General features: G+C 44.7%; 27 protein-coding genes and 1 other annotated feature. All 27 genes read left to right on the forward strand.

The window, feature by feature from the left end:
- Positions 1–192: 192 nt before the first annotated feature.
- The 27 genes from GJB59_RS16865 to pyrR all read left to right on the forward strand — a co-directional run bounded on the left by GJB59_RS16865 (position 193) and on the right by pyrR (position 26,472).
- Entirely contained in the window at positions 193–1,542 is a 1,350-nt protein-coding gene (locus tag GJB59_RS16865) for an acetyl-CoA carboxylase biotin carboxylase subunit (protein WP_142826643.1), read from the forward strand.
- On the forward strand, positions 1,539–1,754 hold the full coding sequence (locus GJB59_RS16870; protein WP_142826642.1) for a biotin/lipoyl-containing protein: 216 nt from the start codon (positions 1,539–1,541) through the stop codon (positions 1,752–1,754). Before GJB59_RS16865 ends, GJB59_RS16870 begins: the two co-directional genes overlap by 4 nt.
- A gap of 27 nt (positions 1,755–1,781) precedes the next feature.
- The gene (locus GJB59_RS16875; protein ID WP_142826641.1) at positions 1,782–3,332 is read left to right on the forward strand and encodes an acyl-CoA carboxylase subunit beta; all 1,551 of its coding nucleotides are present in this window, start codon (positions 1,782–1,784) and stop codon (positions 3,330–3,332) included.
- A gap of 82 nt (positions 3,333–3,414) precedes the next feature.
- Positions 3,415–4,278: a ketopantoate reductase family protein gene (locus tag GJB59_RS19320; RefSeq protein WP_142826640.1), complete on the forward strand. Its 864-nt coding sequence runs from the start codon at positions 3,415–3,417 to the stop codon at positions 4,276–4,278.
- A complete protein-coding gene (locus GJB59_RS16885; RefSeq protein ID WP_142826639.1) occupies positions 4,275–4,652 on the forward strand; it encodes a DUF3397 domain-containing protein in 378 nt (125 codons plus the stop codon). Before GJB59_RS19320 ends, GJB59_RS16885 begins: the two co-directional genes overlap by 4 nt.
- Before the next feature lie 78 nt (positions 4,653–4,730).
- Positions 4,731–6,350 (forward strand): bacillithiol biosynthesis cysteine-adding enzyme BshC, encoded by a 1,620-nt coding sequence (bshC, locus tag GJB59_RS16890; protein ID WP_142826638.1) that lies wholly within the window; start codon positions 4,731–4,733, stop codon positions 6,348–6,350.
- Between the two features lie 147 nt (positions 6,351–6,497).
- On the forward strand, positions 6,498–6,929 hold the full coding sequence (gene mraZ / locus GJB59_RS16895; protein ID WP_142826637.1) for a division/cell wall cluster transcriptional repressor MraZ: 432 nt from the start codon (positions 6,498–6,500) through the stop codon (positions 6,927–6,929).
- A gap of 20 nt (positions 6,930–6,949) precedes the next feature.
- Positions 6,950–7,888: a 16S rRNA (cytosine(1402)-N(4))-methyltransferase RsmH gene (gene rsmH / locus GJB59_RS16900; protein WP_142826636.1), complete on the forward strand. Its 939-nt coding sequence runs from the start codon at positions 6,950–6,952 to the stop codon at positions 7,886–7,888.
- A gap of 12 nt (positions 7,889–7,900) precedes the next feature.
- Complete coding sequence (gene ftsL, locus GJB59_RS16905) at positions 7,901–8,260, forward strand: cell division protein FtsL (protein WP_142826635.1); 360 nt, start codon at positions 7,901–7,903, stop codon at positions 8,258–8,260.
- Positions 8,257–10,557 (forward strand): penicillin-binding protein, encoded by a 2,301-nt coding sequence (locus GJB59_RS16910; protein WP_142826634.1) that lies wholly within the window; start codon positions 8,257–8,259, stop codon positions 10,555–10,557. The genes ftsL and GJB59_RS16910 overlap by 4 nt, the downstream gene beginning before the upstream one ends.
- 25 nt (positions 10,558–10,582) lie before the next feature.
- Positions 10,583–11,551: a phospho-N-acetylmuramoyl-pentapeptide-transferase gene (gene mraY / locus GJB59_RS16915; RefSeq protein ID WP_142826633.1), complete on the forward strand. Its 969-nt coding sequence runs from the start codon at positions 10,583–10,585 to the stop codon at positions 11,549–11,551.
- The gene (gene murD, locus GJB59_RS16920; RefSeq protein WP_142826632.1) at positions 11,552–12,916 is read left to right on the forward strand and encodes a UDP-N-acetylmuramoyl-L-alanine--D-glutamate ligase; all 1,365 of its coding nucleotides are present in this window, start codon (positions 11,552–11,554) and stop codon (positions 12,914–12,916) included. It abuts the gene before it with no gap.
- 19 nt (positions 12,917–12,935) lie between these two features.
- The gene (locus tag GJB59_RS16925) at positions 12,936–13,721 is read left to right on the forward strand and encodes a cell division protein FtsQ/DivIB (RefSeq protein WP_142826631.1); all 786 of its coding nucleotides are present in this window, start codon (positions 12,936–12,938) and stop codon (positions 13,719–13,721) included.
- Positions 13,699–14,424 carry a DUF881 domain-containing protein gene (locus GJB59_RS16930; RefSeq protein ID WP_142826630.1) on the forward strand — a complete coding sequence of 242 codons (726 nt, stop codon included), beginning with the start codon at positions 13,699–13,701 and terminating at the stop codon, positions 14,422–14,424. The genes GJB59_RS16925 and GJB59_RS16930 overlap by 23 nt, the downstream gene beginning before the upstream one ends.
- 17 nt (positions 14,425–14,441) lie before the next feature.
- A complete protein-coding gene (locus tag GJB59_RS16935) occupies positions 14,442–15,158 on the forward strand; it encodes a DUF881 domain-containing protein (protein WP_142826629.1) in 717 nt (238 codons plus the stop codon).
- 2 nt (positions 15,159–15,160) lie between these two features.
- Positions 15,161–15,523 carry a small basic family protein gene (locus GJB59_RS16940; RefSeq protein WP_142826628.1) on the forward strand — a complete coding sequence of 121 codons (363 nt, stop codon included), beginning with the start codon at positions 15,161–15,163 and terminating at the stop codon, positions 15,521–15,523.
- Positions 15,524–15,625: 102 nt separating this feature from the next.
- Positions 15,626–16,909, forward strand: coding sequence for a cell division protein FtsA (gene ftsA, locus GJB59_RS16945; RefSeq protein WP_142826627.1), 1,284 nt, complete (start codon positions 15,626–15,628; stop codon positions 16,907–16,909).
- A gap of 58 nt (positions 16,910–16,967) precedes the next feature.
- Positions 16,968–18,161 carry a cell division protein FtsZ gene (gene ftsZ / locus GJB59_RS16950; RefSeq protein WP_006828828.1) on the forward strand — a complete coding sequence of 398 codons (1,194 nt, stop codon included), beginning with the start codon at positions 16,968–16,970 and terminating at the stop codon, positions 18,159–18,161.
- A 111-nt stretch (positions 18,162–18,272) separates the two neighbouring features.
- Entirely contained in the window at positions 18,273–18,944 is a 672-nt protein-coding gene (locus GJB59_RS16955; RefSeq protein WP_142826626.1) for a YggS family pyridoxal phosphate-dependent enzyme, read from the forward strand.
- Complete coding sequence (locus tag GJB59_RS16960; protein ID WP_142826625.1) at positions 18,941–19,423, forward strand: cell division protein SepF; 483 nt, start codon at positions 18,941–18,943, stop codon at positions 19,421–19,423. Before GJB59_RS16955 ends, GJB59_RS16960 begins: the two co-directional genes overlap by 4 nt.
- A gap of 20 nt (positions 19,424–19,443) precedes the next feature.
- Positions 19,444–19,707 (forward strand): YggT family protein, encoded by a 264-nt coding sequence (locus GJB59_RS16965; RefSeq protein ID WP_142826624.1) that lies wholly within the window; start codon positions 19,444–19,446, stop codon positions 19,705–19,707.
- Positions 19,708–19,771: 64 nt separating this feature from the next.
- Entirely contained in the window at positions 19,772–20,557 is a 786-nt protein-coding gene (locus GJB59_RS16970) for a YlmH family RNA-binding protein (RefSeq protein ID WP_142826623.1), read from the forward strand.
- Positions 20,558–20,651: 94 nt separating this feature from the next.
- Positions 20,652–21,173, forward strand: a complete 522-nt coding sequence (locus GJB59_RS16975) for a DivIVA domain-containing protein (protein WP_142826622.1) — start codon at positions 20,652–20,654, stop codon at positions 21,171–21,173.
- A 37-nt stretch (positions 21,174–21,210) separates the two neighbouring features.
- Positions 21,211–21,425: a binding site (T-box leader), on the forward strand.
- Positions 21,426–21,467: 42 nt separating this feature from the next.
- Entirely contained in the window at positions 21,468–24,230 is a 2,763-nt protein-coding gene (gene ileS / locus GJB59_RS16980) for an isoleucine--tRNA ligase (RefSeq protein WP_142826621.1), read from the forward strand.
- A 123-nt stretch (positions 24,231–24,353) separates the two neighbouring features.
- Positions 24,354–24,830, forward strand: coding sequence for a signal peptidase II (lspA, locus tag GJB59_RS16985; protein WP_142826620.1), 477 nt, complete (start codon positions 24,354–24,356; stop codon positions 24,828–24,830).
- Positions 24,830–25,741, forward strand: coding sequence for an RluA family pseudouridine synthase (locus tag GJB59_RS16990; protein ID WP_142826619.1), 912 nt, complete (start codon positions 24,830–24,832; stop codon positions 25,739–25,741). Before lspA ends, GJB59_RS16990 begins: the two co-directional genes overlap by 1 nt.
- A gap of 194 nt (positions 25,742–25,935) precedes the next feature.
- Positions 25,936–26,472, forward strand: a complete 537-nt coding sequence (gene pyrR, locus GJB59_RS16995; RefSeq protein WP_280525807.1) for a bifunctional pyr operon transcriptional regulator/uracil phosphoribosyltransferase PyrR — start codon at positions 25,936–25,938, stop codon at positions 26,470–26,472.
- Positions 26,473–26,483: the final 11 nt, after the last annotated feature.

A 26,483-nucleotide genomic window follows, 5' to 3' on the forward strand; every position in this document is an offset into this window, starting at 1 on the left:
ATTGGTGCCTGCTGATATTCCGCAAATCAGCTCCGCTTTCGGGCGAGCTGCCCAAAGCAGCCCGAGCGATGTGAGAAAGAAGATTCTGCTATTCGATTTACTTTGAAAAGAAATATTTCGGCGAATAGTTGAAATCGCTTACAAAATTCGTATATGCTATAGAAGGGAGAAAACATAGGGGGTATTTTAAATATGAAAAAAATCCTGATCGCTAACCGGGGAGAGATCGCACGCCGAATTATTCGGACATGCGAACGCCTTGGAATCGAAACGGTCGCTATTCATTCTGAGGCAGATGGGGATCTGCCTTACGTCGGTGAAGCGACCCAAGCTGTACTGATCGGTCCCAATCCGGTCGTGCAGTCTTACTTGCAAATTGAAAAAATTATTGAGGAAGCCAAGAAACACGGAGTGGATGCTATTCATCCCGGATATGGCCTGTTATCGGAAAATGCCGATTTTGCACGCAAAGTGGCAGAAGCGGGAATGATTTTCATCGGTCCTTCAAGCGATATCATCGAAAAAATGGGAGACAAGATCCAGTCCCGAAGAACCATGAAACAGGCTGGGGTGCCTGTGGTTCCGGGTACAGAAGAAGGCGTGGCAACGCTTGAAGAAGCTTTGCAGGAAGCAATAGTTATCGGCTATCCCTTGATGCTGAAAGCGAGTGCAGGCGGTGGCGGCATCGGCATGGTGCGCTGCGAAAGTGAACAAGCGCTCACTCAACAGTTTGCTTCGGTTAAAAACCGGGCCAAGGCCTATTTTGGCGATGATATTGTGTACCTGGAAAAATTCATTGCCGATGCCCGTCACATCGAAGTGCAGATTTTCGGTGACCACCAAGGCAATCTGGTTCATTTGTATGAACGCAACTGCTCGGTTCAGCGCCGAAACCAGAAAGTAATTGAAGAGTCGCCTTCGCCGAATTTGCCGCAGGATGTGCGCGAACGCCTTTGTGAAGCCGCACTGCAGGCTGGGAGAGCGGTTGGCTATACAAATGCCGGTACTGTGGAATTTATCGTCAGCCCAAACAATGAATTTTATTTCCTTGAAATGAATACGCGTCTGCAGGTGGAGCACCCGGTGACAGAAGAAGTGACGGGGCTGGATCTGGTTGAATGGCAGCTGATTGTAGCAGGAGGCGGAGAACTGCCCGCACAAGACACGATCGAATCCAAAGGCCACGCCATTGAATACCGTATTTATGCGGAAGACCCGAAAACCTTTTTCCCTTCTCCAGGAAAGCTTGAAAAGCTTCAGTGGGGTGAAGGCGCACGGATTGAAACCGGTTATGAAGAAGGCAATTTAGTGACGCCTTTCTACGATCCAATGATTTCAAAAATTATTATACGCGGGTCCGACCGTGTTGATGCCTTGTCGAAATCACAGACATTTTTCAACCAGACTGAAATTGCAGGGGTAAAAACCAATATTTCCTTATTTAAAGAATTTATCAGATCAGAAGAATTTATAGCAGGTGATTACGCAACAGCGGTATTGCCGCAATGGATGGAAAAAACCAAGGAGGAACACACATTATGAGAGAATTAAAAGCGTCTATGGCAGGAACAGTATTGAATATTTTAGCAGCAGAAGGGGAAGCTGTAACAGCTGGTCAGGCTGTATTGACAATCGAATCGATGAAAATGGAAATTCCGATTGAAGCTGAATTTGGGGGCAAAGTGGAAAAAGTGCATGTGGAAGTCGGCGGTTTTGTCAACGAAGGCGATCTGCTGCTGACTGTCGGCGAATAAACGATTCCAAACAAAGGGGACAGTGAAATGACGAAAACAACGGAAACTACGGGGTACAACGAACGTTTGGAACAAAAGCTTGCGAAGATTTTTGCTGGGGGGCAGCAAAAATACCACGAAAAAATGAAAGAAAGCAATAAATTATTTGTTCGTGACCGTTTGAAACTTTTGTTCGACGATGAAAATTACGCGGAAGATGGGCGTTTTGCCAATGTGGAAGCAGAAGATCTGCCTGCTGATGGCGTTGTCACGGCTATCGGCAAAGTAAATGGGGAAACTGTTTGTGTAATGGCCAATGATTCAACGGTCAAAGCAGGATCATGGGGCTCGCGCACCGTCGAAAAAATCATCCGCATCCAGGAAACTGCTGAAAAAATGCAAGTACCAATGCTTTATTTGGTGGATTCAGCGGGTGCCCGCATTACTGACCAGCTCGACATGTTCCCGAATCGCCGGGGGGCAGGGAAGATCTTCCACAATCAAGTGAGAATGTCTGGCATGGTGCCGCAAGTATGTCTGTTGTTTGGCCCATCTGCCGCAGGCGGCGCTTATATTCCCGCTTTCTGTGACATCGTCATCATGGTAGACGGCAATGCCTCGATGTATCTTGGCTCACCGCGTATGGCGGAAAAAGTCATCGGCGAAAAAGTGACGCTTGAAGAAATGGGTGGAGCACGGATGCATTGCACGGTCAGCGGCGTCGGGGATGTCCTCGTTGCCACAGAAGAAGAAGCTATTTCAGAAGCGCGCCGCTATTTGTTGAATTTTCCTGCAAACTTTGCCATGAAGCCCGAAAAGATTGAGGGAAAAGCGGCGAAAGCCGGACGCTCGCTGGAAGCAATCATTCCTGAAAACCAAAATGCACCTTTTGATATGTACGAACTGATCGATCAATTGGTCGACGAAGGCAGCTTCTTTGATATCAAAAAGCTCTTTGCCGGTGAACTGATTACAGGAATTGCGCGTATTGACGGCCAGGTAATTGGCATACTCGCCAACCAGCCGAAAGTCAAAGGCGGCGTCCTGTTCGGTGATTCAGCCGACAAAGGCGCAAAATTCATCAATCTGTGTGACGCCTTCTCGATTCCATTGTTGTTCTTGGCTGACGTTCCAGGATTTATGATCGGAACCAAAGTCGAACGGGCCGGCATTATACGCCATGGCGCAAAATTTATCGCGGCCATGAGCTCGGCAACAGTGCCGAAAATTTCGGTCATTGTCCGCAAGGCATATGGTGCCGGTCTCTACGCTATGGCTGGCCCTGCATTTGAACCGGATGTCTGCATTGCATTGCCGACAGCGCAAATCGCGGTAATGGGCCCTGAAGCGGCAGTGAACGCGGTCTACTCAAATAAAATTGAAGCGATTGAAGATCCTAAAGAACGTTTGCAATATGTACAGCAAAAACATCAGGAATACAAAGAGGAAATCGACATTTACCGTCTGGCATCTGAATTGATCGTCGACGAAATTGTGGCGCCTCATCAATTGCGTTCTGTGCTTTCCCAGCGCCTATCTTTTTACGAAACAAAAGATTTGCCGCTGCCATATCGAAAACATCCGATTTATCCTGTATAATAAAAACTATTATTGGAAGTCTGCCTAATATGGGCAGGCTTCTTTTTTAAGAAAAAATTGTGGCACTGTAAGGAGTGATTCCGTGAATTATGCAATTATCGGAGCTGGAGCAAGTGGACTGCTGCCAGCCTATCTATTGAAAAAAGCGGGCCATGACGTGCAAGTGATTGCACAGCGTGAAGAACAAGCCGCATTAATTAACAAGCAGGGAATTATACATGGTGAGAATCGCCAACTTATAAAAGCTTACACGGATGTTGAACACATTTCTCCGGATGCTTTTATTATTTTGACGGTGACATATGAAGAATTGCCGCCGATCTTAAGGCTCCTGAAAATCCGCTGCCCGAGCAACAAAATCATTTTTCTGCAGCAGGGTATGCTATTTTTGGAAAAAGCGAGAACTTTGGCTCACCGGCATATTGCCGCTGCCATACTCGAGACGGATTGTGTCAAACTGAACGCCAACACGATCAGCTTTGCCAAAGCCCCACAAATGACTTTGGGAACGGTAAAGGGTAATCCGGAGGAATTTCTGCCTTTGTTGGAAACCACTGCATGGAAAAGCTCATGGGCGGAAAATATTGAAGAGCAGCTTTTTGAAAGCTTGTTATTCAGCAGCCTGATTGACCCCTTGACAGCACTAATGAAAATTCGAAACGGGGAACTGATCACCAACCCGCACGCCTATGAATTGTTTAGAACACTGTATAACGAATTGTATTTGGCGTTTCCGGAAATTGAATCGCTGCAGCCTATTGAAAAAGTTGCCGCATTATGTGCATCTGAACCCGGCAAAGTGTCTGCCATGTGTGCAGATCGCCTGGCAGGCGATGCAATGGAGGTTGAAGGATTGATGTTGTATGTACTAAATCGTTCAAAGTTGGAATTGCCCTTATTTAAAGCTTTTTACCATCTTTTGAAAGCGGTTGAGGTAGAAAAATGACGCTATTGCAAACAATCGGTTCTGTCTTTCTCTATATTCCTTTTCTCCTTTTTATAATTGTTTATTTTATTTCATTGAAACGCAAAAGAAAGAAAGCACTCGGACTGGCATCTGATATTACCACATTCCTGCTGTTCTTCTCGGTGCCGGCATCGGTGGATATCTTATGGGGCTATTCAGTTTCAGCCATTATTTATTTTGTTGCACTTGTACTGGCGATCGTCTTCTTGGTCATTGAATGGAGAACTGCCAAAGAAATTGAAATCATACCGTTTTTCCGGAAACTATGGAGAACCTACTTCCTGCTGTTGTCCGCCGCTTACGCTCTTGTTTGGCTGGTTGGACTGGTGATTGTTGTTATTAAATCAGTTTAGCAGGCGTATTTTTTTTCTTTAGGAGATGCGTTTGCTATAGTAGATTTTAAATGTAAAGGGAAAAGGGGACTTTTTTTCATGAAAGTAGAGGAACATTACGTAGAACCAGCCAGTAAATTGATGAGTGATTATATAAATGGCAGACCGGCTATCCGCCAATATTTTTCTTATGACCCACAGATGGAGTCATTCGAAGAACGATTACAGAAACTGCAAAGCCATTCTGTCGACCGCCAAAAAGTGGCTGGCATCCTGCATAATTACATGGCACCCAACGGATTATCAAAAGCAGCAAAGCAGAATTTAGCCAGCTTTAGAGAAGGGGCGCCGGTAGTTGTCACTGGACAGCAGGCGGGTCTTCTGACAGGACCTTTGTATACGGTACATAAAGCAATATCAGTTATTGTTTTGGCTAAACAGGCTTCTGAGCAGCTAAATACCAAAGTGGTGCCGGTTTTCTGGATTGCCGGGGAAGACCATGATTTGGCTGAAATCAGCCACCTCTACCGGGAAGTGAATGGGCGTGTGGATAAGCTGAATATCCCGCATACGGAATATGGCAAAAACTCTGCTTCCTCGGCAATGTTGAACAAACCCAAAATTGCCTCTTTCCTGGAAGAATATTTCCGCAGTTTGCCTGAAACCGAACATTCAAAAGAACTTCATGATCTGGCTTTTGGCTTTTTGGAAAGCTCCCTGTCCTATACCGATTTCTTCGCTTCGCTTCTCCATTATTTTTTCCAGGAGGAAGGTTTACTGTACATTGATGCGGCAGATCAAGAATTCCGAAAATATGAGTCGCCTTATTTTATGGAAATGATCGAACGTGCTGAAGACATTGCCGAAACCGTTGCAGCTTCAGAGGAGTCGCTGTTAAAGGATGGCTACACTGCAGTAATTGGTGCAGAGAAAACAGCAGCAAATCTTTTCATTACAGTGAAAGGCGAACGATTGCTGCTGGAGCGCGAAGGCGCGGAGTTTGTGGCGAACAACGGCGCTATCCGCTATACCAAAGAGCAGCTTCTTGATGTGGCTGAAAAAACTCCGGAACTCCTCAGCAATAATGTCGTGACGCGGCCGTTAATGCAGGAAATGGTATTTCCGGTCTTGGCTTTTGTCGGTGGACCTGGTGAAATCGCTTATTGGGCAGCGCTTAAAGGAGCTTTTAATGTGGTTGGCATGGAGCTTCCGGTCATTATGCCGCGCCTGAGCCTGACATTGGTGAATCGCCAAACTCAGCGTTTGCTGGATAAATATAATTTAAGTTTCTTGGATGTAGCAAAAGATCAGCAAGTTGCTGTGATGAGAAATGAATTGATGGAGTCGATCCGGGAACAGGAAGCTGAAGAATTGATTGTTGGAATTCAACAGCAATTGGAATCTGCTTACGAAGATATCCATCGCCAATTTTCTTCGATCAGCAAAGGCCTTGCACCGATTGTTGAAAAGAACCTCCAACTGCACATCAAGCAGTTGCATTTCCTGAAGAATAAGCTGCAGGATGAAGTGGTGCTGCAAAACAGCATTGAGTTTGGGCATTACGCTTCCATTGAAAATGAACTGCTGCCAAATGGCGGCTTCCAGGAACGCATCTACAGCCCATTTATTTATATGAATCAATATGGTCCGGAACTTGTAAAAGATCTTTTAGCGCTTCCAATGCAATATGACAAAAATCACAAAATAATTTGTTTATAAATGGAAAAAGCCTGCATATGCAGGCTTTTTTTATGTCAAAATAACTTGTTGAGATATTTTATTGCAACAAACATGAAATATTTCAAAAACAAGTGGTGACAAGTGGGGGATTGTGGTACATTTATTACAATAAGTGGGGTGAAGGGTATGTTCATGGGCGAATATCAACATAGCGTTGATGCAAAGGGACGGTTAATTGTTCCGGCAAAGTTTCGTGAACTGCTGGGTGAAAATTTTGTCATTACCCGAGGCCTGGATCAGTGCTTATTTGGCTACACTATGGAAGAATGGCAGAAAATTGAAGAAAAGCTAAAAGAGCTGCCGGTTACCAAAAAAGACGCTCGTGCTTTTACACGTTTCTTTTTTTCAGGGGCCACGGAAGTGGAACTTGATAAGCAGGGACGCGTCAATATACCGATGACATTAATTTCTTATGCGAAACTTGAAAAAGAATGCATCATCTTGGGTGTGTCCAACCGTTTTGAAATATGGGCAAAAGATTCATGGGAAAGCTATTTTGCAGCATCTGAAAATTCCTTTAATGAAATTGCGGAAAATTTAACTGATTTTGACTTTTAAAAGTGAACGGGGGGAATGGATTGTTCAATCACACCACGGTTTTACTGCATGAAACTGTCGATGGTCTGAACGTTCGTCCTGACGGCATATATGTAGATTGTACGCTGGGCGGAGCAGGACACAGCGAATATTTGGTCCAGCAATTATCTGACCAAGGTCATTTATATTGTTTTGATCAAGACGCGACGGCAATAGCTCATGCAAAAGAAAAACTACAAGATTACTTACATAGAATTACATTTATCCATGCCAACTTTAAATTTTTAAAAGAAGAATTGGAGATGCGCGGAGTAGAAAAAGTCGATGGCATTCTGTACGACCTGGGTGTTTCTTCGCCGCAATTGGATACACCAGAACGGGGATTCAGCTACCACAATGACGCACCGCTGGATATGCGGATGGACCAAAGCGCAGAGTTAAGCGCTTATCATGTCGTGAATGAATGGTCATTCGAAGATTTAGTCCGGATTTTTTACCGCTACGGCGAAGAAAAATTCTCTAAACAAATTGTTCGGAAAATCGAGGCTGCAAGAGAAAAGCATCCCATTGAAACAACTGGGCAGCTGGTTGAATGCATTAAAGACGGCATTCCCGCCTTTGCCCGCAGAAAAGGCGGCCACCCCGCCAAACGGGTATTTCAGGCTATTCGAATCGCAGTAAATGATGAACTTGGTGCAGCTGAGACATCCTTGCAGGATGCTGTCGATCTTTTGGCAATCGGAGGAAGAATTAGTGTCATCACCTTCCACTCGCTTGAAGACCGGCTATGCAAAGCGATTTTTAAAGAATCTTCATCGCTTCCGGAATTGCCTCCGAATTTGCCGGTAATTCCAGATGGGATGGAACCAAGACTAAAACTAATCACAAGAAAACCAATTCTGCCTTCAGAAGAAGAGCTGGAACATAATAATCGGTCAAGATCCGCTAAGCTGCGCATTGCAGAAAAAATAAACGAATAAGGACGTGTTCAGATGGCGTTGAATGCAAGAACCGAAACCTACATCCAACAGCCGGCCGTTCCTCAAAATCCGAGTCGGCAGCCGGTAAGAAAAAAAGGGTTAATTACCAAAGGTGAAAAAATACTGTATTTATCTTTCGTAGCAGTTTGTATCTTGTGCGCTTTGCTGGTACTCCAGAATCAATCAACGATTCAGGCTTCTACACAGGAAATCCAAACAATTGAACAATCAGTCAATGAAATAGCGAAGCAAAATACAGACTTGTCGGTACAGGTAAGCGAACTGTCTTCATATGAGCGCATTTGGTCAAAAGCGAAAGAACTTGGCCTAAAATTAAATGAGCAAAATGTAAAGGTAGTGCCTGGACAATGAAAAAAAAGTTTCGATTTCAAGGAGGAGCCTTTCTGCTGTTTTTGTTATTTGCAGGGCTCTTTTTCCTTTTATTGACTAGAATTGTGACAATTCAAGCCACGGGAGAAGTAGAAGGGCAGGAACTGGCCGCCAGAGCGGCTGCCAAGTACAGCCAGGAGGAAGTACTGACTGCCGAGCGGGGCCGCATACTGGACCGAAGCGGAGAAGTCATTGCTGAAGACACGCTGACATATAAACTTGTTGCCGTACTTGACGAATCAGCAACTCAAAAAGCAAGTGATCCGCGACATGTCGTGGATGTTGAAGAAACAGCAGCTAAGTTAGCGGGTTATCTGGATGCTTCCGAAGAAAGTATTTTGGAAACACTTCAGTCAGGAGTTGAAAATGATCGCTATCAGGTGGAGTTTGGTTCTGCCGGGCGTGAAATCAGCCACACACAAATGCTGGAGATGAAAGAAGAAGAAATACCAGGTCTGTTATTTGTTCGTGATTTAAAACGTCTCTACCCGAATGGCGTGTTTGCCTCTCATCTTGTAGGTTATGCCATGAAAGAAGAGTTAGAAGATGGCGAAACAAGAACAACGGGACGAATGGGACTGGAATCGATACACAACGAGGCATTGACTGGAAAAAATGGTAAAATGGAGTTTGATACGGATAAATGGGGTTTTCTGTTGCCGAACAGCGAATCTGCAGTCACTCCGGCTGTAGATGGTTCGGATGTCCAGTTGACACTGGACAAGACATTGCAGAACTTTCTTGAAGATGCGATGTCCGGTGTCCAAGAGGAATATGACCCGAAACGGATGATTGCCGTGATTGCTGACCCTGAAACGGGAGAAATTCTAGCGATGTCGCAGCGTCCGACATTCAATCCAAACACACGAGAAGGACTATCCGAAAACTGGCTGAACGAAAGCGTTCAACTGACGATAGAGCCAGGTTCTCCGATGAAAATGTTTACATTGGCAGCAGCGATTGAAGAAGGCAAATGGGATCCTAATGCCACTTATAAGTCTGGTACTTACTCACTGCTGGACAGTACAATCGGCGACCACAATAGTGGACGCGGCTGGGGAACTATTTCTTATCTGGAAGGTTTCCAGCGTTCTTCCAATGTTTCGATGGCATATTTATTGGAGCGTTTAGGGGCAGATACGTTTATGACTTACGTTGATGCTTTTGGATTTGGTGAACAAACAGGCATTGATTTGCCGAAAGAAGCAGCAGGCACAATACTCGACCAATACCCAATCAATAAGTTAACGACCGCTTACGGACAGGGATCAACTGTAACCCCTATTCAAATGATTCAAGCTGCCTCTGCGATTGCAAATGAGGGTGTTATGATGAAACCGTACGTCATCGACCAAATCAAGAACCCCGACACAGGTGAAGTGACTGTCAAAAGCGAACCTGAAGAAGCAGGTAAGCCTATTTCAGCAGAAACCGCAGAACAAGTAAAAGAAGTATTGGCCTCAACCGTTACTTCTGAAGTCGGTTCGGCTCAAGGTTTCGCTTTGCAGGATTACACCATAGCCGGCAAGACAGGAACTGCACAAGTTCCGAAAGAAGGCGGCGGCTATCTGCAAGGCAGAAACAATTATTTGTTTTCTTTCCTGGGAATGGCGCCAGCTGATGATCCGGAACTGCTGATCTATATTGGCGTACAGCAACCTGATTTACCGGCGGATGAATACGGCTCTGTACCGGTTTCTAAAATTTTTACTTCTGTTATGGAAAACAGCTTAAAACATATGAATATCCAGCCAGAAAATATGGCGGAAGCAACTACTATGCCTGTTGAAGACTATACCGGCCAATCGATAGCTGAAGCTTCTGAAGATTTAGAGGAATTGGGGCTAGAAGCTGTGGTTACCGGAGAGTCAGAAGAAGTTGTCTCTCAATACCCAGACGCTGGCAGCACCATACTCGACGGTGGTCGGGTTATCCTGAAGACGGCGGGAGAAACCACTTTGCCAGATTTTACCGGATGGTCTAAACGTGAACTGCTGGCATATCAATCATTAAGTGGTTTGTTGCTGGAAATTGCTGGACAGGGCTACGTTCTGACGCAAAGCATTGCAGAAGGCGAAACGATAACGGATAATGAGCCTGTGGTGATAGAACTTCATCCTCCTGAGATCTACTATCCTGCGCAAGCAGAAGCTGAAGAGCAAGAAGAGCTGGAGCAGACTGAAGAAGAAGCTTTGGAAGATGCTGTACTTGAAACTGATGCCGAAGAAACGGAAATTGATTTGCAGGCAGAAATACAAACAGAAGAAACAACCGAGTAATCTCGTGTTTAAAGGAGCTCTATAAATGAACACTTATATATTAATGGGTCTTGGAATTGCTTTATTATTAACAATAGTGCTGATGCCAATCTTTATTCCGCTGCTGAAACGGATGAAGTTTGGCCAAAGCATTCGTGAAGAAGGCCCCCAGTCGCATATGAAAAAAACCGGCACGCCTACTATGGGCGGCCTGGTTTTCTTAATTTCCATCATTGTCACTGTTGTACTGGTTGCCTGGCTAGCTGATTTATTGTCCGCAAAAGTACTAATTTTGTTGTTGGTTCTTTTCGGATATGGACTGATCGGCTTTCTTGATGACTTTATTAAAGTCGTAGTAAAGCGCAATCTGGGATTGACTTCTTTACAGAAGTTGCTTGCTCAAATTGTGATAGCGGTCATTTCGTTCTTTGTTTTGAGCGGGATTGATTTTGAAACAGGAGTCACTGTTCCTTTTACCGATATTTCACTGGAACTATCCTGGTTTTATGTGTTCTTCATTGTTTTTTGGCTAGTTGGATTTTCCAATGCAGTCAATTTAACGGATGGCTTAGACGGTCTGGTAGCCGGAACAGCATCAATCGCTTTTGCAGCATTTGGCGTCTTGGCAATTTACCAGGACGAAATTGGAATTGCAATTTTCACTTTTTCCGTTACCGGCGGATTGCTCGGATTTTTGATTTTCAACAAATATCCTGCAAAAGTCTTTATGGGCGATACGGGTTCGCTTGCTCTTGGCGGTGCCTTGGCTATGGTGTCCATCCTGCTGAAACAAGAATTTCTGCTGCTGCTGATCGGACTGGTATTCGTAATTGAAACAGCTTCGGTCATTTTACAGGTAGGCAGCTTTAAACTTCGCAAAAAACGAATTTTTAAAATGAGTCCGATTCACCATCATTTCGAATTGAGCGGATGGTCAGAATGGAAAGTAGTACTTGTTTTCTGGTCAGTCGGTCTTATCAGTGCGGCAATCGCAGTCTTTTTGGAGGTAATGTAAATGAAAGAGGCGCCACAATTATATCAAAAGAAAATATTGGTTCTCGGGCTGGCTAAAAGTGGTTTCACGGCTGCCCGAATCCTTCATAAGCTTGGAGCATTTGTTACCGTCAATGACTCTAAGCCATTTGAAGAGAACCCAGAGGCACAGGAATTACTGAATATGGGCGTTACCGTGATTTGCGGCAGACATCCTGAAGATCTATTGGAAGAAGGTTTTGAACTGGTTGTGAAAAATCCGGGAATACCTTATACCAATATATTGATCGAATCTGCTATAGAGAAAAACATTCCCGTGTGGACTGAGATTGAACTGGCCTATTTGATCAGCGAAGCGCCATTTATCGGAATTACCGGATCAAATGGAAAAACCACCACCACAACCTTATTGTTCCATATGCTAAATCAGGACAATAAAAATCCACTCATTGCCGGAAATATCGGAACAGTGGCGAGTGGAGTTGCGGAAAAAGCGAGAGCCAAAAATGTGATTGTAACTGAGTTGTCTTCATTCCAGCTGAAAGGCACGGCAGACTTCCGTCCTGAAATCGCGATTATTACAAATATATATGAAGCACATTTGGATTATCATGGAACGATTGAAGATTATCGTGCTTCCAAAATGAAGCTTACTGAAAATCAGACAGAAGAAGATTACTTTATCTACAATGCAGACCAGCCGCTACTTGCTGATCATGCGAAAAACTGCAAAGCCAAGCTTGTGCCATTTACATTGAAAGGCCGTACGCCTACAAGCATCAGTGCGGACAATGATTTTGTATATTGGCAAGGCGAAATATTGATCGAACGTTCAAAGATCATATTGGGCGGCCAGCATAATCTGGAAAACATCCTGGCAGCAACAGCGGCCACTTTAATTTTAGGTGGAACAAAAGAAACAATCATACGGGTATTGACTTCGTTTACGGGTGTAAAGCACCGTTCACAATTTATTGTGGAGTGGGAAGGCCGAAAATTCTACAACGATTCAAAAGCTACCAATGCTCTAGCGACAAAGAGTGCACTTGAAGCTTTCCCCGAAAACATCATTTTATTGGCTGGCGGTTTAGATCGACAGCATTCCCTGGAAGAAATTCGTCCGTATATGAACCGTGTCAAAGTCCTGGTTACCTTTGGAGAGACCGCACAACGATTTACTGCATTTGCAGAAGATTGCGGTGTGCCGACAATTGTCCAAGCGGGAAGAATGGACGATGCAGTCGAGAAAGCGATTCAGCAGTCAGCCAGCGGCGACACAATCCTGCTGTCTCCTGCATGTGCAAGCTGGGATCAATACGAAAGTTTTGAAATTCGCGGAGATGCTTTCATTACGGCAGTTCAGCAAATGACGGAAGCAAACGAATAAAAGATAAGGAGCAGCAATTATGGACAAAGTGATTGACATCGAAGAACGCATCCCGACGCTACGAGAGCGACGGAAAAAAAGAACCAATCGCAAGTTCGTGGCGCTGCTGTTCATTTTTCTCACTTTGCTTGCCGTACTTTTATACAGCCAGTCGAAGTACAGTGAAATCCAAGCCATCACCGTTGAAGGGGCTGTTCTTTTTGACCAGGAAAGCTACCGGGCAGCAAGTGGATTAAGCACCGGGGACTCCATGTGGTCTTTTGATGCCGGAGCTGTCTCACAACAGCTGGAAAATCTGGAATGGGTGGAAGAAGCATCGGTCAAAAAAAATTGGTTGACCGGAGTCGAAATCGACTTGAAGGAATACGTTCAAATGGGGTATTTGGATCGAGGCAACAGCTATCAGATTGTCCTGTCAAATAGCCTGGCCCTGGATCAACCGGTTACAGAAGTGGACGGACCGATTTATTCAAATTTTGAAAATGAGGAGAAACGGGAAAAGCTGATCGAGCAGTTGACCCAAATCGACGCTGAAGTTCTTCAGTTAATATCACAGGTGATCTTGGATCCCGAAGAAGAAGAGGCGGATTACGTTACTCTGTACATGAATGACGGAAATGAAATTCGAGGGATTTTGAGCACCTTAGCCGAAAAAATGAATTATTACCCATCAGTCATCGCCCAATTGGAAGATGGGCAACAAGGGGTTATTGATATGGAAGTAGGCATTTTCTTCCGGTCCTATGCAGACGTATATGGTTTCGCGAAGGAAGGTGCTGAAGATGAAGCCACCGAAGAAGAATAGCCGAAAGAGTTTCAGCAAGTCGATTGTTTTTTCATTGGTTTTTTTGGTATTGGGATTTATTATGGCCTATTCCTACAGTTTATCGAGTGACAACAGAGACACAAAAGAATTTACCGGCGGCGCATTTTTTGAACAGGAAGAGCAGTATCGGAAAGAATTGATTGATCAGCAGGAACGCAACAAGGACTTGCGGGACGAGCTGCAACTCAAGCAAAGCGATGTCCAGGAATATGAGAGGTCTTTTGCTGATGGGGAAAACCGCTATACTGAGTATGCCGCGGAAGCAGAGGAATTGCGAAGGTTTCTGGGGCTCGTTCCGGTGCAGGGAAATGGTCTGAAAGTGACGCTGCAGGATGGCGGATATAATCCTGATTCAGTTAATCCGAATGATTATATTGTTCATGAAAGCCATGTGTTCCAAGTGATTAACGAATTGTATATCTCAGGTGCTCAAGCCATTTCCATCAATGGTCAGCGCATCCATGGAAATTCCTATATTGTCTGTACGGGCCCGGTTATTACAGTAGACGGTGTACAATATCCAGCTCCTTTTGTTATTGAAGCGATAGGTGAGCCGAAGGTATTGACATCTTCAATGGAATTGACTGGTGGGATCATGGATCAGTTGATCAATGATAACATCATCGTGACATTGGATGAAGGGCTGCTTATCGAAATGTCTGCTTTGCTGGTAGAGTCATGACAAAAGGGGGGAGTCGCATGAAGAAAAGGATTCTTACCCGGTTTACAGCAATAATGTTCATCATCGGTTTGATGGCGGCTATTCAATATAATACGATCAACGAGCCAGATCTCCGGGATACACGGGATGAATGGGAAATCAGACAGGAACTGTCAAGAGAAAAGCAGCTTCACTCTCAGCTGCTGTCTGAAATTGGATCTCTTGACGAAACTTTAGATAAGTACCGAGCGGCTGCAGATGCCAGTCCGGAACAAGCTTTGCGCGAAACCGCTGGCGAACTGAGGAAGTCTGCTGGCTTGTCAGAGGCAAAGGGTCCCGGAATCGAAGTTCTTGTCGAACCTTCTTTGGAAGCGGTTGCGATGGGGCTGGAAATAGAAGGGATCTCTCCGGATTTGCTCATTCGGCTCGTTAATGAAATCAATCGCTATAATGGGCTTTACGTTTCCATTGATGGCAAAAGAATCATTAATACAACAGCAATTCGAGATATAAATGGCCAAACGGCTGTAAACACAAAACCGGTGGATACGCCGCCTTTTTCAATAAAAATTATATCCGAGTCGATGGAAGACTCGGAAAAGCTGTATAATCATTTATTAGCGTCACGTATTTTAGATGACTTTTACATTGACAACCTTACGCTGAACGTTTCGGAGCCGCAATATGAGCTGATCATAGAGGCGTATGATGGCACTGTAGACACAAAATATTTACAGGCATCAGAGGGGGAATAGCGATGTGGCTGTCCATTTTAGGTTTAATACTCGGAATATCGCTCGGGCTTCTCACAGACATCCAAATCCCGCCGGAATATGCCAATTACTTATCAATAGCAGTTCTGGCATCACTGGATACGCTTTTCGGCGGCATTCGAGCTCATTTGCAGCAAGTATACGATGATAAAGTATTTGTATCCGGATTTTTCTTCAATATTGTCTTGGCAGCCGGTCTCGCTTTTCTCGGCGTCCATTTGGGAGTAGATTTATACTTAGCTGCAATATTTGCATTCGGTGTCCGGCTGTTCCAGAACATTGCGGTCATCCGCCGCATCATTTTGGCTAAATGGGCTGAAAAGAAGGAAGTTAGAGGAACTATTTGAATAATCAAAGGAATTTTTTCTAAGTTTTGCGATTTTCTTAGACAAGGTGCATAATTTACAATAGAATATAAGTACAGCAGTTTAATAAGGAGGTGCCACGAATTGAGTCAATCAGAATTATACGTAAGTCTAGACATCGGTTCGTCATCCGTTAAAGTACTAATCGGAGAAATGGCCAACAAGTCGCTAAATGTAATCGGCGTCGGAAATGTAAAATCTAATGGAATTAAAAAAGGTGCGATTGTTGACATAGATGCAACGGTGCAGTCCATTAAAAAAGCTGTCGATCAGGCAGAGCGCATGATCGGCAAATCAATCCACGAAGTGGTTCTTGGAATTCCGGCCAACAAAGCAGTGCTTCAGCCCGTAAAAGGAATTGTGGCAGTGAACAGTGAAAATCGGGAAATTACAGATGATGACCTGGACCGTGTATTGGAAGCGGCGCAAGTTATGTCGATTCCACCGGAGCGTGAATTGGTCAACATTATTCCTGAACAATACATTGTTGATCATTTGGGTGAAATCAAAGATCCTCGGGGCATGATTGGTATCCGCCTTGAAATGGATGGTACAATGGTGACAACTTCTAAAACAATTTTGCATAACGTGCTGCGTTGTGTAGAAAGAGCAGGGCTTGAAATACGTGATATCTACGTACAGCCGCTTGCTGCAGGAAGCTATGCATTAACTGAAGACGAAAAAAATCATGGAACAGCGTGTATTGATATCGGTGGAGGCTCTACTTCTATTGCTATCTTCCAAGACGGCCATTTGACTGCTTCTTCTGTAATTCCAGTTGGAGGCGACCACGTTACAAAAGATTTGTCCATCATTTTAAAGACACCAACGGATCAAGCTGAAAAAATTAAACTTGAACATGGCCATGCTTTTTTCGAAGATGCTTCAGAAGATGAAGTTTTTGAAGTTCCGGTCATTGGATCGGATTCTACAGAACAGTATAACCAAAAATACATATCTGAAATAATCGGGGTTCGCCTGGAAGAACTTTTCGAACTGATTTTGGATGAGTTTTACCGACTGGGTGTTCAAGACCTGCCAGGAGGAGTCGTTTTAACAGGTGGCATGGCTAAGCTAGATGGCTTGCCTGAGTTGGCCCGCAATATTTTGCAGACTCGTGTCCGTTTATTTACTCCGGAATTTATCGGTGTCCGTGAACCTCAATACACGACAGCAGTTGGCTTGATTCAATACGCGTACATGGAAGATGTTTTCTATGGCCGGGTGGGCAATGGCGGAGCTGTTTCTGGAACTGCGAAAATTGAGCATCAGGAAGTACAGCAGCCAAAGAAACAAAAGCAGCCAAAACAAAATTCTGATGGTGTCGTAACTAAAGCCAAGAAGATGTTTGATCGATTCTTTGAATAAAATCAACATTGTATCTAGCTTGTACTACAAAAGCTAAGCAATTTTAGGAGGAAAAAGAATGTTGGAATTTGATACAAATATTGATGCACTGGCCGTAATAAAAGTTATTGGTGTAGGCGGCGGCGGTAACAATGCTGTAAACCGTATGATTGAACACGGAGTCCAAGGTGTTGAATTTATTGCAGTAAACACGGATGCACAAGCTTTAAACTTATCTAAAGCAGAAGTGCGCCTTCAAATTGGCGGAAAACTTACGCGCGGACTTGGTGCTGGTGCTAACCCTGATGTAGGGAAAAAAGCCGCAGAAGAAAGCAAAGAGCAGATCGAAGAAGCTCTTCGTGGAGCGGATATGGTTTTCGTCACAGCAGGAATGGGCGGCGGTACGGGTACTGGTGCAGCACCGGTAATTGCTGGAATCGCTAAAGAGCTTGGCGCATTAACTGTAGGCGTTGTAACGCGTCCATTTACTTTCGAGGGCCGCAAGCGTTCTACGCAGGCAATCGGCGGTATTTCTACTATGAAAGAATCGGTTGATACATTAATCGTCATTCCAAATGATCGACTTCTTGAAATTGTTGACAAAAACACACCAATGCTTGAAGCATTCCGTGAAGCGGATAACGTACTTCGCCAAGGTGTATCCGGTATTTCCGATTTGATCGCCGTACCTGGATTGATCAACCTCGATTTTGCCGATGTTAAAACAATCATGTCCAACAAAGGATCTGCATTGATGGGAATCGGAGTTTCTTCAGGAGAAAACCGTGCTTCAGAAGCGGCTAAAAAAGCTGTTTCAAGTCCATTGCTTGAAGTTTCTGTTGATGGAGCAAAAGGCGTTTTGATGAACATCACTGGCGGTTCAAACCTTAGCCTATATGAAGTACAGGAAGCAGCGGATATCGTAGCTTCAGCTTCTGATGAAGAAGTAAACATGATTTTCGGATCTGTTATCAACGATAACTTGAAAGACGAAATTATCGTGACCGTTATTGCTACTGGTTTTAATGAAGAGCAGCTGCAGCCAAGAACGCCTAGAGGATCCGGGTTGAATTCAAGCCGAGTGCAATCGATTCAACAGCAGTCTCCGGCACCTTCGATCCGTGATGCACGCCGCGAAGATCAACGCCGCGACGAGCAGCGCCGAGAAGAACAGCCTCCTTACTACAATCAGGAACCGCAAAGACAGGAAAAAAATAATGACGATGCATTGGATATTCCAACATTTTTACGCAATCGTCAAAAGAGACGTTAATCCAAACAGCTGCCGGTTGGGCAGCTGTTTTTTTTCGGCAAAGGGCTGGATTGATAAATTAGCCAAATCTTGTTACAATATATTGGACTTCTATAGAAAAGTTGTGAATGCATGAAACCTATTAAACCAGTCTTTGAAGAAATTACAGAACAGCTAAACGCTGTGAGAGATGGCATACAAATTATTGCAGTTACCAAACAAGTAGGCGTGGAACGCACGAAAGAAGCGATCCAGGCGGGAATTCGGCATTTAGGTGAAAACCGCCCTGAAGGATTGGCGCAAAAACTTGAGGAAATTGACGAAAATGTGTCTTGGCACTACATCGGCAATCTGCAAACAAGAAAAGTAAAAGACGTCATCAATGAAATTGATTATTTACATTCATTGGACCGCTTAAGTTTGGCAAAAGAAATACAAAAACGGGCGAGCGGCCAAGTAAAATGTTTTGTACAAGTAAATGTGTCCGGTGAAGAGTCGAAAAGCGGACTTGCACCTGGCGAAGCAATTGATTTTATCGAATCCCTGAAACACTACGATAAAATTCAAGTAGTGGGATTGATGACGATGGCACCAAATACAACAGATGAGCTCGCTATTCGCGAAGCTTTTAAAGGATTAAAATTACTCCAACTCCAAGTATCAGAAAAACAATGGTCCCATGCACCATGCACAGAATGCTCCATGGGAATGTCCAATGATTACTTAATTGCTGCTCAAGAAGGAGCAAGTTTTGTCCGGATTGGAACAGCGTTAGTCGGGTCGGAAAGTGAGGCAAATCGATGAGCATGAAAAACAAGTTCAAAAATTTCTTTTATTTAGATGAGTACGAAGAAGAACAAGTGCGGGAACAGCCTGCAACACAACAAAAGCCAGCTCCGAGGTATGAAAAACCGGCTCCAGCAGTACAAGAGCCGAAAAAAGCACCGAAAGAACGGCGCCAGAAAGTGGAGGAGACCATTGTGCCTAATTTAGTCAGTTTGCAGAGTGCTTCAAAATCTTCAAAAGTCAGCTTGGCTGAACCAAGAGTTTACGCTGAAGCACAGGATATTGCAGAGAGCCTGAAAAGCAAGCAGGCTGTAGTCGTCAATCTTCAGCGCATCGAAAAAGATCAAGGTCTTCGGATCATCGACTTTTTGAGCGGAACAGTCTATGCCCTTGGCGGAGATATTCAACGCATTGGAACTGACATCTTCCTTTGTGTACCAGACACTGTAGAAGTGGATGGCGCCATTTCAGATTATTATTACGATGATCAACAATAAGAGGGGTGCCATAAAATAATATGATAGTTCTTGTAAATCTATTACTATCGGCCATTAATATCTATTTCTATATCTTGATAGTCAGTGTTTTCATGAGCTGGGTGCCGAGCATCAAGGAATCCAGCTTCGGGCAAATGATTTCCAAGATTACGGATCCATATTTGGATATCTTTAGACGCTTTATTCCGCCGATCGGCATGATTGATATTTCACCGATTGTTGCGATTTTCACATTAAGCTTAGCAAGCCAAGGCATCGTTGTATTGGCTGGTTATCTCATTTAACTCAAAACCTCACATCACGTGAGGTTTTTTCTTAAGGACTGATCAGACGTGAAGGAGCATTCGTATGGAAGAGATATTTCAGCATTTCAGAAAAGAAGAGCAGCAGTTTATCGAACAGGCATCAGGGTGGCTTCGTGAAGTGGAGGACCGCTATTCGCCGAAGCTGACGGATTTTTTGGATCCCCGCCAGCGTTTTATCGTGGAAGCCGTGATGGGATCGAGTGATGTGAAAATGATGTCTTCAGGAACATTCAAAGATGCAGAAAGGCAACGGGTGCTGCTGTATCCTTCTTACTTTGAGCCGCAGCAGGAAGATTTCAATACAACGGTCTTTGAATTGAAATACCCTTCAAAATTCGTTAATTTGCGCCATCCTGACATTTTAGGTTCATTGATGTCACTCGGACTCGATCGCAGTAAGTTTGGCGATATTCGTATAGATAATGACCGTGTCCAGCTCGCCGTCATGAATGAAATCAGTCCATATCTGCAAAGCAATTTTGTCAGCGCCGCAAAGGTGAAAGTTCAATTGAATGAAGTGTCTGATGCAGTTGAATTGATTGAGACGAGCGAAGAGTGGATAGAAGAATCGTATACGGTCAGCTCGATGCGGTTGGATACGGTCATGAGTTCCGTCTATAATATTTCTCGACAAAAAGCGTCTGCGCTGATTCACGGTGGAAAAGTGAAAGTCAACTGGACCCTGCAAGAGCAGCCGTCATTCGAGCTGCACGAATCGGATATGATTTCTTCAAGAGGCTATGGCCGAGTCCGGTTGATCATGATCGAAGGCCGCACCAAAAAAGATAAAGTCCGGCTGCAGATTGGCCGCCTGGAAGCAAAAAAATAGGCGGCTTTTAAAAAATCCGAAATAATACTGAAATTTAGTGCCATGAACTGTATAATAGGAAGATAAGATGACAAGTTAAGGAGAGGTTTACTCAATGCCATTATCCCCGTTAGATATACATAACAAAGAATTCAGCCGAGCATTCCGAGGATATCAGGAAGATGAAGTAAATGAATTCCTGGAACAGATCATGAGAGATTATGAAATTCTGTTGAAAGACAAGTCAACCCTGGAAGAACGGTTGCGGACAACCGATGAACGGGTTGGACATTTTAATACAATCGAATCGACGTTGCAAAAATCGATTTTTGTCGCTCAAGAAGCTTCAGAAGAAGTTCGCCGCAACTCACAAAAAGAAGCCGAATTGATCATCAAGGAAGCGGAGAAAAATGCAGACCGCATCGTCAATGAATCTTTGACAAAAGCACGCCGCATCGCTCAAGAAATCGAAGAGCTGAAAAAGCAATCACGCATTTTCAAAAATCGCTTTAAAATGCTGGTCGAAGCCCAATTGGATTTGATCGAAACAGATGATTGGGAAACATTGCTCGAATACGACATTGATACACAAAATCTCGAAAAGATTGAGAAAGACAAAGAAGAGTCGAACTCTTGACTCTGAGACTTTCTGCTTTTATAATTACGACATACAAAAAAACGCACAGATAGAGACAGTAAGCCACGCAGGGCGGTAAAGCGAACCAGGGACAGTGAAAGCCTGGCACGAACGCATGGACGAAAATCACTCTTGAGCAGAATTGGTGAACGACAGTATCCAGTTCCGTCTACGCCACGTTACGGTGATCGAGTGGCAGCTATCTAGCTGCAACAAGGGTGGTACCGCGAGTCTAAGCTTCTCGTCCCTTTCCAGGGATGGGGGCTTTTTATTATGCCTACAGGAGGAATGGAAATGGAATACAAAGATACGTTATTGATGCCGAAAACAGATTTTCCGATGCGCGGCAATTTGCCGAACCGGGAACCGGAAATGCAACAGAAATGGGAAGAGATGGACATCTACAAGAAAGTATTGGATCGGACAAAAGGCCGTCCATTCTTTATTCTTCATGATGGGCCTCCCTATGCAAACGGTGATTTGCATATGGGCCATGCACTGAACAAAGTACTAAAAGATATGATCGTCCGTTCCCGTTCGATGATGGGCTTCCACGCACCATACGTTCCAGGCTGGGATACACACGGATTGCCGATCGAACAGGCTTTGACGAATAAAGGTGTAAACCGCAAAGAAATGTCATTGGCAGAGTTCCGTAAACTATGTGAAGAATATGCCTATCAGCAGATCGACAGCCAGCGCTCACAGTTTAAGCGCATCGGCGTCCGCGGCGACTGGGAAAATCCATATGTCACGTTAAAGCCGGCATACGAAGCCCGCCAAATTGAAGTGTTTGGAAAAATGGCCAATAAAGGCTATATCTATAAAGGGCTAAAGCCGGTCTACTGGTCCCCATCAAGTGAATCGTCACTTGCTGAAGCAGAAATCGAATACCACGATAAAAAATCACCATCCATTTATGTATCTTTCCCCGTCACTGATGGCAAAGGCGTATTGGCTGAAGGAACCAACTTGGTGATCTGGACAACAACTCCTTGGACAATCCCGGCAAACCTGGGGATTTCTGTGCACGCTAAATTGGATTATGTGGAGGTTTCCGTAAACGGAACCCTGTATATCATTGCGCAGGAACTTTTAAAGGAAGTTGCGGAGGAATTGGGCTGGACAGATTATGAAGTTGTTCGCGTATTAAAAGGTGCCGAAATGGAGCATATCCTGGCGAAGCACCCACTTTATGACCGTACTTCACTGGTTATGCTTGGCGATCATGTAACAACTGACTCAGGTACAGGCTGCGTCCATACAGCTCCTGGCCACGGGGAAGATGATTTCTTGATCGGTAAGAAATATGGTTTGGATGTTCTTTGTCCGGTCGATGAACGCGGAGTCATGACAGACGAAGCGCCTGGGTTCGAAGGCGAGTTCTACGACAAAGCAAATAAATCAATCACGGAAGCGCTGGATAATGCAGGGGCTCTTGAGAAACTTTCGTTTATCACGCACTCGTATCCGCACGACTGGCGGACGAAAAAGCCGGTCATCTACCGTGCAACGGCTCAGTGGTTTGTATCAATCGATGCTTTCCGAGACCAGATCCTGAAAGCCATCAAAGAAACTTCATTCACGCCGGCATGGGGCGAAACGCGCCTGTTCAATATGCTGCGCGATCGTGGAGATTGGAATATTTCGCGCCAGCGTGTATGGGGCGTTCCGATTCCAGTATTCTACGCTGAAAATGGCGATCCTGTTATCACAGAAGAAACGATTGCCCATATCGCTGATTTGTTCCGTGAAAAAGGATCGAACGTTTGGTTTGAGCGTCCAGCTGCAGAATTATTGCCAGCAGGTTTTACTCATCCAAGCAGTCCGAACGGCTTGTTCACAAAAGAGATGGACATCATGGATGTCTGGTTTGATTCAGGATCGTCTCACCAAAGCGTCCTTGATGAGCGTGAAGACCTTCAGTATCCGGCAGACCTTTATCTGGAAGGTTCTGACCAATATCGCGGCTGGTTCAACTCCTCATTGACAACAAGTGTCGCAATTAACGGCATCGCGCCTTATAAAGGCATCCTGAGCCACGGCTTTACGCTTGACGGTAATGGCCGCAAGATGAGCAAGTCGCTAGGAAATGTTATTGTACCGTCGAAAGTGATGAATCAAATGGGAGCGGATATTCTGCGCCTATGGGTTGCTTCTGTAGACTATACGGCGGACGTTCGAGTTTCTGACGAGAACTTTAAGCAAGTATCGGAAGTTTACCGCAAAATCCGCAATACACTGAAATTCCTTCACGGGAACTTGGCCGATTTCAATGAAAAAGAGCATCGTGTCGCATTTGAAGATATGCGTGAGATGGATCAGTACATGGCGATGAAATTGCAGAAGATGGTGGAAACTGTGCGAAAAGCCTATGAAACCTACGAATTTTCAACCATCTATCATGCATTGAATAACTACTGCGCCAACGACTTGAGTTCGTTTTACTTGGATGTGGCGAAAGATGTTGTCTATATCGAAAGTGCAGATAACTTGCATCGCCGTGCGATGCAGACCGTTATGTTCGATTCATTGATGGCGATTTTGAAGCTGTCGGCACCAATCATTCCGCATACAGCTGATGAGTTGTGGTCATACTTGAGCTTTGTTGAAGAAGAAAGTGTCCAGTTGACCGACTTCCCGGAAGCAGTTTCAAATCCAGCATTTGAAGGCTTGAATGAAAAATGGAGCCGTTTCATGGATGTTCGCGATGATGTATTAAAAGCACTGGAAGAAGCACGTGCTGCTAAAACCATCGGTAAATCCTTGGAAGCGAAAGTGACCGTTTACGGCAACGATGAATTGGCGACGCTGCTCGCTTCGACAGATGAAAATCTTGCCCAGTTGTTTATCGTTTCCAAATACGAATACGGCGGCACACAGGATCAGGCACCGGAACACGCTGTAAAGCTTAACGAAGTTTCGGTCACAGTCGAAAAAGCACAAGGCGAAAAATGTGAACGTTGCTGGACGATTTCAGAAGAAATCGGCAGAAGCGAAGCGCATCCGGCATTATGCCCTCGCTGTGCGAGTGTAGTAGAAAAGCAATACGCTTAAGAAAAACATAGCTTGAACTACAGAAGAGGTCTGGAGAACCGGGATTCCGGTTTTTCAGACCTTTACTTTTTCCCCTGACATTGTGTTAAAATAGATTGACTGATGAATTGACGGAGGATACGGATGTTTATTTATTATGGAATCGCATTATTGATAATCGCAGTAGATCAATGGACGAAATGGCTGGTCCTGAAAAATATGGAACTGGGTGAACGGATTCCGGTTATTGAACCTTATCTTGGCTGGCTGTCGCACCGCAACCGCGGTGCTGCCTGGGGAATGCTTGAGGGACAGATGTGGCTGTTTGGCATCATTACCGTGGCAGTCATCATCGGAATTCTTTACTATTTTCATAAACACGCACAAGGACAGCCCCTGTTTCAGCTAAGCTTGATGATTCTTCTAGGCGGAGCGATCGGCAATTTTATCGATCGGATGCTGCGCGGGGAAGTCGTCGATTTTGTCGATGTGCTGATTCCAGTGATCAATTACGAGTTTCCGATATTTAATGTTGCGGATGCCGCTTTAACGATCGGTGTCGTTTTGATGATTATCTATATTATTTATGACGAAAAACAACAAAAGAAAAAGGTGTCTTAATGGAAGATTTAACGATTGAAATTACAGAAGAAATGGCCGGCGAACGAGTAGATAAAGCCGTGTCGTCGATAGATGAAGAATGGTCGCGTTCACAGATCGCCAATTGGGTCAAAGATGGTGCCGTTAAAGTTAATGGACTTACCGTCAAACCAAATTACAAAGTACGTTTGCAGGATATTATCATCGTCACGCCTCCAGAGCTTGTAGAGCTGGATATCGTGCCGGAAGACCTGAATTTGGAGATCGTCTATGAAGACGAAGATGTTCTTGTCGTCAACAAACCAAAAGGCATGGTCGTTCATCCAGCTCCAGGGCATGCAAATGGAACGTTGGTTAATGGCTTGATGCATCATTGCCAGGACCTTTCTGGCATTAATGGCGTGGTACGACCAGGAATCGTCCATAGAATCGACAAGGATACATCGGGTTTGTTGATGGTGGCAAAAAATGATGCTTCCCATACTTCACTGGTTGACCAATTAGTGAAAAAGACCGTTACCCGTAAATATGTAGCGTTGGTCCATGGGCATATTCCTCATGATAAAGGAACGATTCAAGCACCGATTGCACGCGATCCAAAAGAGCGCCAGAACATGGCCATCGTTGATAAAGGAAAGCACGCAGTAACGCATTTCCGCGTATTGGAACGTTTTGGCAACTTCACGCTTGTGGAATGCCGTCTCGAAACGGGAAGAACCCATCAAATCCGCGTCCACATGAAATACATTGGCTATCCGCTTGTTGGCGATCCGAAATACGGACCGAAAAAAACAATGGATGTCGGGGGACAAGCTCTTCACGCGGAAGTTATCGGATTTGTTCATCCGAAAACAGCGGAATACCTGGAGTTTTCTGCAGAGCCTCCGGCTGAATTTGCAGAACTTCTGGAATCTCTTCGCGACAAGGATTGACAAACCCGAACGTCTTTCTTTATACTTGAAAAAACGAATCGAATATTGAACACCTTTAATAACAGTCCAGAGAGGCTGAGAAGGTATTTACGCAAGCCGGAAGTCTGTCTTCCGAGCTGAATTTTTCTGCGCATCTATCCTCTTGCCTCTCAGGCAAGAGGTTTTTTATTTGTAAAAAAGGAGCGGATCACATGGTGGAAAAAGCGGACATTCTGGACGAACAAGCGATTGCTCGTGCTATCACCCGAATCGCGCATGAAATCATCGAGCGCAACAAAGGCATCGATGATTGCATACTGGTCGGGATCAAAACGCGGGGAGCTTTTATTGCAAAGCGGCTGGCGGAAAAAATTGAAAAAATCGAAGGGTGCCCTATCATGAAAGGCGAACTTGACATCACCCTGTACCGGGATGATCTGAGCATCAAAACAAAAAATCAGGAGCCTTTGGTTCAGCAGGTTGATATCAAACACAGCATACTCAATAAAAAAGTCATTCTTGTGGACGATGTGCTTTACACAGGACGGACAGTACGGGCTGCAATGGACGCTGTGATGGATCTTGGCAGGCCGTCGCAAATTCAACTGGCTGTACTGATTGACCGAGGCCATCGCGAGCTGCCAATCCGGGCAGACTTTGTCGGGAAAAACATTCCGACTTCAAGCGATGAACGGATTGTCGTGCAAATGATTGAAAGCGACCGGGTTGACCGGGTAGCCATTCACGAATAGAGAGAAAGAGA

It is taken from the genome of Planococcus soli, assembly GCF_016881065.1.
Lineage (GTDB): Bacteria > Bacillota > Bacilli > Bacillales_A > Planococcaceae > Planococcus > Planococcus soli.